A 7412-nucleotide genomic window follows, 5' to 3' on the forward strand; every position below is an offset into this window, starting at 1 on the left:
GCATGTGTCGGTCGCGAAGAACGCTCCCTCAGGGTGACGGACCTTCTAATACAACGGAATCCTCGCCCCATTGACCTTATCTGCTGCGTCCGAGAATAGATATTGCATGGCAGAGACGATCTCGGCGGGCGTGGTGCCGGTGCCTTTGTTGTCTATGTCTATCGCGCGGACGTGGATGATGTTTGCCGTCACTTTTGACTCTTTCAACTCTGCAGCAAGAGAAAGCACCATGTTCTCCTGTGCAGACTTGGTTGCAGTGTACACGGCTGTCTTGCCGGGCGGGTTGGGCACGGTGGAAGCGGAAATGACGATCACACGTCCCCAGCCATTCTTGGAGAGCGGTTCTTCAAATGCCTTGAACAAGTTAAAGGTGGTGCGGACATGCTGGTTGAGCATGAACTCCAGGTCATCGGTTGGGGTTTCGGTAAAGGTTTTGCCGCCCGTCCAGCCGCCGACGAGATGGAATAAGGCGTGGACACTGCCAAATTTTTTCACCACAGCTTCGGCGGAGTCTTGAACCGTCTGCCCATTGAGCAGGTCCACGGTTTGGAAGAAGATGCGTTCAGAGGGCAGATTCAAGCCATGGACGAGGGATTCCAATTTCTCTGTGTCACGGTCGAGCAATGCCAAATTGTGTCCCATACCTGCAAAGGTTTTGGCTGCAAGGTTTCCCAGTGCGCCAGTTGCACCGGTGATAACGATGTTTTTATTCATTATTCATACAACGCTTTGATCTGGTCTTCGGTCATACCCTCCACGATGGGGCGGTCGCTTTGTTCGGGCAGGTGTTCCTTGCCGTGGAAGTCGATCATATGACCGGATTTAGCGGCTTTGGTCTTGAGATAGAAGATGTTGTGCTCATTCATCGGCAGGATGTGCGGCATGCGTTCGTTGATCTTCACGCCGTGCTGTTCAAGCTGTGCGATCTTCTTGGGATTGTTGGTCATCAATTTGATGGAACTGATCTTAAGTGAATGGATCATATGTGCGGCGACGGCGTAATCACGTTCATCGTCGCGGAAGCCGAGCGCAATATTTGCCTCCACGGTATCAAGACCCTGGTCTTGCAGGGTGTAGGCACGAATTTTATTCGTCAACCCGATGCCGCGGCCTTCCTGGCGCAGGTACAAGACCATACCGCGTTCCATTTCGCCGATCTTCTTGAGCGACGCTTCGAGCTGGTCGCGGCAATCACAACGCAGTGAACCAATGGCGTCACCGGTTAAACATTCAGAGTGCAGGCGCACAGGCACATCGTCTGCGCCGATCACATCGCCTTTGATGATGGCAACATGTTCCTTGTTATCCTTGTTGTTCGAAAAAGCCACAATATGAAAATCGCCGAAACGGGTGGGTAGTTCTGCCATGGCTTCAATGTGAACACACACATGGTCTTCACCGTAGCCTTCGCATTCATGGCAGCAATCTTCTTCCAGTAAAACTTGTATCTTTTCATGCATGTCTGTTGTCATAATGGTTTCTCCAATCAAGTGCGAGCCACTTTGAATGTGAATCGCACTATCAAAATCTGTATTTTAAAATAACTCCGCCATCGTCCCAGCGTTCGATGTCTGTGAGTTTCATTTCCATCGCGCTTTCGCGCAGCAGCCCTGTGCCGTCTGCAAGGGTGGGAGCGTTCGCGCCGCCGAAGATCATGGGTGCCACGTAGATCAACACTTCGTCCACCAGCCCCAGCCGCATGAGTTCGAAGTTCATCGTCCCGCCGCCCTCCACCATCAAATGATCTACGCCGATCTTTTTCAACGTCAGCATCATCTGGTGCAGGTCAACGCGTGGCGCTTCGTCCACAAAAACCTCAACACCCACGGTGCGCAAATTATCAAGCTGAGACATAGATGTCTGTGAAGTTGTAAATATTACGCGCCGCGCATCGCCAACCTTAATGAAATCTGAATCGAGGGGAATGTCTGCACGAGTAGCTGCGCCGATCTTTATTGGGTTGGGTGAACGCCCCTGCCTTACCCTGCCCTCACGCAGCGCTTCACTCTTGACCGTTAGTTTGGGCTGCTCTTCCAGCAAGGTCTTTCCGCCGACAAGGATTCCATCTGCGGCTGCACGCAGTTCATCCACACGCTGCTTATCTTGTTTAGACGAAATTGCCGCACCCTTGCGGGCAAAGGTGTCGATCTTGCCGTCTGCCGTCATGGCGACATTTATGAAGGTGTAGGGTCTGTTCATTGGATTTGTTCTCAGACTCAGTGTACTGCACTTCTCTTACAATGCCTTAAATCAAGTGACAGTCACTTGTATAGTGACCGTCACTTTCATAGTGATTATATGTTTAGGAGATTTGTTTCCCAACTCTAAAAGTATGAAACAGACCTGCCCAAAGTTAGTGGTGTTAATACGAACCGGAAAAATACTCGGCGATCAGGTCGTCGTAATTGACGTTGATGGTTTCGCGCGCGAGGGCGAAGAAATCGGCACTGGTGGCGTGCCCGTTGGCATACCGTGTGGCGTAAGCTTTAATAAATTTCGAAAAATTGCCATAGCCCATACGCTCACGCAGGTCGTCCATGAAGAGAGCGCCCTGGAAGTAAACAGCGTTGGTATAGGCGCGGAAGGAACCGTAGTCGTAGATGGTCGCGTCTACGTAGCCGCTGGGTTTGAAGTAGTTGATGCGGAACTGCCACCACCAACTGATATTGGCGGGATAGTTATTCTCGTAGAAGATGCGTTCACTGTACGTGGCAAGAGTTTCATCCAGCCAGGGTTGCATGGCATGGTCGCTGCCTACAAGGCTGAACCACCACTGATGCGCGATCTCATGCACGCCAATCGTCGTTAGATTACTGCGGGCAGAACCGGTATATTGGCTGTAAAAATCAGTGGCGAGGAAGACCAGCCCATCATATTCCTGACCATCGTCCATATCGGTTTGGACAATGGCAAGCGCCTGGTGTGGATAGGGCGCGAATTGTTCTGAATAGGTTGTGATGGCTTTGCTGGCGTAGATCAACATATCGTCGCCGCCTTTTTGGTAACCGCTGAAGTAGTAAGAACGGATGCTGATATTGCCAAGTGTGGTCTCGCTGACCAGGAATTCGTTACTGGCAGAGATCGCAAGCGTTCGCGCACCGTACATACGGTAACGAGTCCACTCGCCGTTGGCTTCGGGAGAAGCGCCAATGGCAAGAGTTACGCCAGAGTCTGTTTTGATGTTCAATTCCACATCTGAGGCATCATAGACGAGATGCTCACCCCAGGGCATGGGGTCGTGCAAAATCCAGCCGCCGCGATTTGGCACTACAAACGGATACCAATCCACGAGATTGATCTGGTTGAAGTCGTAGCCAAAGACTTCGCCCGACCCCTTTTTGGGGATTCGGAGATTGAAGTTCAGCGTGATGGTGGTGGCAGAACCGGGTGCGAGAGGCTGGTTGAGATTTACGCTCAGGCGTTGTCCGCTCAGGGTATAAGAGGTGAGAGCGGTTCCATCTTGTGCAATGGTGTTAAGCGTGAAGGCACTGGTGTAGATATTCGGCTGCACGGAGAGAACCAGGTCGGAGAGGGCTGTGCCCGTGTTGTTGTAGTAGCGGATGGTTTCGTCGGCGCCGATGGTCTTGTTCGCGAAATCGAACGTTGCGAAGAGAATGTAATTTGTGCGCGAAGAGGTTGCCCCTGAGGACGGCGTTGTCGGCGCGGGTGAAGCTGGGGGAAGCGTAGCAACTGTCAGCGTGGCGGGAGGCGCGGTTAATGTCACCGTGGGTGTGTTGGTGGGGCTGAACGTCGCGCTTGGCTGCGGTGATGCAGTATAGGTTGAGATGGCGGTGTTGGTTTCTTTTGCCGGTTGGAAGGGTGTGGCGGTTGCGGCGTTCGGGTCGTACGTGGGCAGGATGAATTGTGCAAAAGGCAGCGGTGTGGGCGCGGGAGTCGGCGCGGCACAGGCGGCGAGCAGCGCAGCCAGGATTGCATAATACATGATTCGGAATGCGTAATGTTTCATTATGGATAAACGCTGCGGAAGTATTGGTTGATCAGGTCGGAGATGTCAGTGCTTGCGTGCGAGCGCAGGATGCGGAAGAAGTCGTTGGCGGTAACGATCTTGCCGCGACCTTGATTGAAATAATCTTGTATGAACGCAAAGAAGGCTTCGTCACCGATGCGCTGACGGACTTTCTCAAGGAAGTATGCGCCCTGAAAGTAGGTGGCGTTGGTGTATGGACGGAAACCCAGTCCTTCATAAATGGGGATGTCTACGAAGCCTTCAGGTTTGTAGAAGTCAATGCGATAGGACCACCACCATGAGACGAGGTCGGGGTAGGTGTTTTCATAATAGACTCGTTCAGAGTAGGTGGCGAGCGATTCGTCCAGCCAGGGTTGAAGTGCCTGATCGTTGGCGACCTGGTCGAACCACCATTGATGGGCAGTTTCATGCACGGCAACAAATGTCAGGTAGTTGGCGGATGTGCCGTCGTACAGATTGTAGAAGTCGCGGCTGAGATAATAGAAAGCCGAATATTCCATGCCGTCGTTGAAGTCGCCCATGACGATGGCAAGGCTTTTGTGCGGGTAGGCTCCGTACTTGGCGCTATACACTTGCAAAGCTTGAGCCGAGGATTGCAGCGCTGCCTGCCCGCCTGCTTCACTGAACGGGAAATAGTAACTGGTCAATGTGACCTCGCCGACCTGGGTGCTGGCGGTTTGGAAGTCGCGGCTGGCGGCGAGGGCGAAGGTCCGCCCGGCGTTGAGGGTGTAGCGGGTGCTGCCATCGGGCTGCGGTTCGGGCAATCCGCTCGCGGCGACGATGGGAGTCAGACCGGATGGGACAAAACTGAGATTGACTTCATGGTCGGCGGAGTCGTACACGAGATGTTCGCCGTATACCCACGGGTCATGCAGGATCCATTCACCATTGATGTTCGGCACAACAAATGGATACCAGTTGACCAGGTTGATCTGGCGGCTGGTATAGCCGTAAATGCGCGGACGGGAAATGCTCGGGTCTTCCTGTTCGGCGAAGGGGAGTGTCAGCGTGTATTGAAGCTTGATCTCGGTCATACCGTTTGCAGGCAGGAAAGAGGCGAGCGAGATGTCGAGGCGTTGACCATTTAGTGAATAGGTGGTGACCGGTTCACCGTCGATGTTGAGGCTGGTCAGCGCAAAGCTGCCGTCCCATAGATTTGGAATGACCGCCAATACGAGCGTATTGAGTTGATTGCCGCTCAAATTGGGATACAAAATGGTCTGGTCTATGCTGGCGATGTGAAGATCGTAATCTATGCTGGTGTTGAGCGTATATTTGGCGCGTTCCAATGCAGGCTGTGCTGTATTGGTCGGCAGGGGTGTCTCTGTCGGACCGGCAGGAGTTTCGGTGATGGGAAGCGTAACGAAGACCGGCGCGGTGGCGGTTGGTACATCTGCGGGGGTTTTGGCGGTGCAGGCTGCAGGGATAAGCAGAATAAAAAGCAAAAAGAAGTAGTATTTTTGGTGAGTACGCATAGGCGCAATTCTACCGCTTGTTAAGGCGGGATAATGGAACAGCCTCCCGGTCATTCAGGAGGCTGTGGTCTCGGTTCTGTAATGCTTTTTCGCAAATTGCTTTGATCACGCTCCCATGTCATTCTTGTACATGGTGAGGCTGTCATTGATCAGATCCAACATTTGCTGTTTCATCGAATCTTCTTTTCCATGTGCGGAGGGAGGCATCTCCAATTGCATGGTAACTTTGGTGCCGCTCCCAACCGCTTCAAGGATCTGGGTGGTGATCATTTCTTCAACGGGTGGTGCGGCGTGTGTTTTGACACGCAGTAATCGCCCGGGCTGCAGGTCCGTGACCTCATTTGTTATCTCGAACTTGACGGGTCCATTAGCGGTGACCATCTTGTATTTGGAGCCGACTTCAATATGCTTCGGGACTTCCATGGAGACGATGTACTGATTGAGCTTTTTCTGGTTTTCGAAATTTATCAGATACGCAAAGACTTCTGCAGAGGGCTTGTTGAAATTAAGTGATGACTCATACATGGTCATGGAGACGCTTATCCTTCAATGTTCTTTTTCAACAGAGCAAGCGAGTCGTTCAATAAGCCCATCATTTGTCCCTTCATCATGTCTTCCATGCCGGGCATACTGGGCATACCGGGCGGGACGAGGTTGACCTCCATCTTCATGGTGACCTTGGTGCCGCTTCCTTCGGATTCGAGAATGGTGGTGTTGACCATGTCTGAAGCAGGGGGCGGTGCAAAAGTTTTGACGCTGAAGAGGCGGTCTTGTTCATAGCCGATTACTTCGTTGACAGATTCGAGATTGCGACCGGCGGCATTGGATACTACGGTGTAGCGGCTGCCGACCTTGAGCGGACCATCCACGCGGATCTCGGTGATGTATTGGCTCATTTTGCGCTGGTTATTGAGGTCGGTGATGTATGCAAATATCTCCGCCGCAGATTTGTTAAGATTAAGTGAAGCTTCAAGAACTGCCATGATTTTTCTCCTTGGAATGATAAGTAAATGTAACGTTGATTATATGGATGCTGCTCATTCTCACAATGAACTTAAGGGGGATTTGGCAGTTGACCATTGGTACTATATAAAAAGACCGCCGACGGCGGACGGCTGTCCATAGTCGGCGGTCTTTCACCTGCGGTCATGTATTACTTTCTAAATCGCTTCCAAATGAAGGCAAACAGAAAGAACAACGTAGCAGTTAATACAATGGCGGAGCCGGAGACGATATTGAAGTAATACGAAAGATACAACCCGATCACTGAAGATAAAGCGCCGATCGCTGCGGAAACGAACATCATCGGCAGCAGGCGGCGGGTGAGCAGATATGCGGTTGCGGCAGGGGTTACCAACATGGCAGCGGCGAGACTGACTCCCACCGTTTGCAGAGAGACGACAACAGTGAGTGCCAGCAAGACAAGCATCAGGTTGCGCAGCAATTCAGCGGGCAATCTCAAGGTTGCAGCAAGGACAGGGTCAAAGGAAATGACGAGGAAGGGTTTGTATAGTATTGCCACTGTAAGCAGGATGGCGATACTCAACCCGCCGATCAGCCATAAGTCCGAGGCGCTGACGCCGAGCACGTTTCCAAAGAGGATGTGGGACAAGTCTACGGCGTAGGTTTGCATGGTGCTGATGAGTGCCACGCCCAGGGATAGCGCCGCTGCGAACAAAATACCGATGGCAGTATCCTCTTTGACGGCTCCGTCTTTGGTGAAGAGACCAATGGTGAGAGCGACGCAACCGCGGCGACACCTGCGCCAATGAGCAAATCCCCTTTTAGGATGTAGGCAATGGCTACGCCGGGCAGAATGGCATGTGCCATCGCGTCGCCCAGGAATGCCATGCCGCGCAAGACAACATAGGTTCCCATCACAGCACAAAGCACGCCGACAATGACGGAGGCGAGCAGTCCGCGCTGCATGAATTCGTAGGTGAGAGGTT

General features: G+C 52.4%; 9 protein-coding genes. All 9 read right to left on the reverse strand.

Translation table 11 applies throughout. From position 1 onward, the window contains the following. Positions 1–45 precede the first annotated feature (45 nt). A complete protein-coding gene (locus tag IPG80_RS13995; protein WP_345107882.1) occupies positions 46–714 on the reverse strand; it encodes an SDR family oxidoreductase in 669 nt (222 codons plus the stop codon). Continuing rightward, on the reverse strand, positions 714–1472 hold the full coding sequence (gene ribA, locus IPG80_RS14000) for a GTP cyclohydrolase II (protein WP_345107884.1): 759 nt from the start codon (positions 1470–1472) through the stop codon (positions 714–716). The genes IPG80_RS13995 and ribA overlap by 1 nt, the downstream gene beginning before the upstream one ends. Before the next feature lie 49 nt (positions 1473–1521). Further along, on the reverse strand, positions 1522–2199 hold the full coding sequence (locus tag IPG80_RS14005; protein WP_345107886.1) for a 2,5-diamino-6-(ribosylamino)-4(3H)-pyrimidinone 5'-phosphate reductase: 678 nt from the start codon (positions 2197–2199) through the stop codon (positions 1522–1524). A gap of 163 nt (positions 2200–2362) precedes the next feature. After that, on the reverse strand, positions 2363–3943 hold the full coding sequence (locus IPG80_RS14010) for a M1 family metallopeptidase (protein WP_345107888.1): 1581 nt from the start codon (positions 3941–3943) through the stop codon (positions 2363–2365). A 23-nt stretch (positions 3944–3966) separates the two neighbouring features. Continuing rightward, the gene (locus IPG80_RS14015; protein WP_345107889.1) at positions 3967–5463 is read right to left on the reverse strand and encodes a M1 family metallopeptidase; all 1497 of its coding nucleotides are present in this window, start codon (positions 5461–5463) and stop codon (positions 3967–3969) included. Positions 5464–5568: 105 nt separating this feature from the next. Beyond that, the gene (locus tag IPG80_RS14020) at positions 5569–5994 is read right to left on the reverse strand and encodes an SRPBCC family protein (RefSeq protein ID WP_345107890.1); all 426 of its coding nucleotides are present in this window, start codon (positions 5992–5994) and stop codon (positions 5569–5571) included. 8 nt (positions 5995–6002) lie between these two features. Then, entirely contained in the window at positions 6003–6446 is a 444-nt protein-coding gene (locus IPG80_RS14025) for an SRPBCC family protein (RefSeq protein ID WP_345107892.1), read from the reverse strand. Positions 6447–6616: 170 nt separating this feature from the next. Beyond that, the gene (locus IPG80_RS14030) at positions 6617–7195 is read right to left on the reverse strand and encodes a metal ABC transporter permease (protein ID WP_345107896.1); all 579 of its coding nucleotides are present in this window, start codon (positions 7193–7195) and stop codon (positions 6617–6619) included. Then, on the reverse strand, positions 7078–7412 hold a 335-nt coding region (locus tag IPG80_RS14035), incomplete at its 5' end, for a metal ABC transporter permease (RefSeq protein WP_345107894.1). The genes IPG80_RS14030 and IPG80_RS14035, both read right to left, overlap by 118 nt.

It is taken from the genome of Candidatus Villigracilis vicinus, assembly GCF_016702885.1.
GTDB classification, from domain to species: Bacteria; Chloroflexota; Anaerolineae; order Anaerolineales; family Villigracilaceae; genus Villigracilis; species Villigracilis vicinus.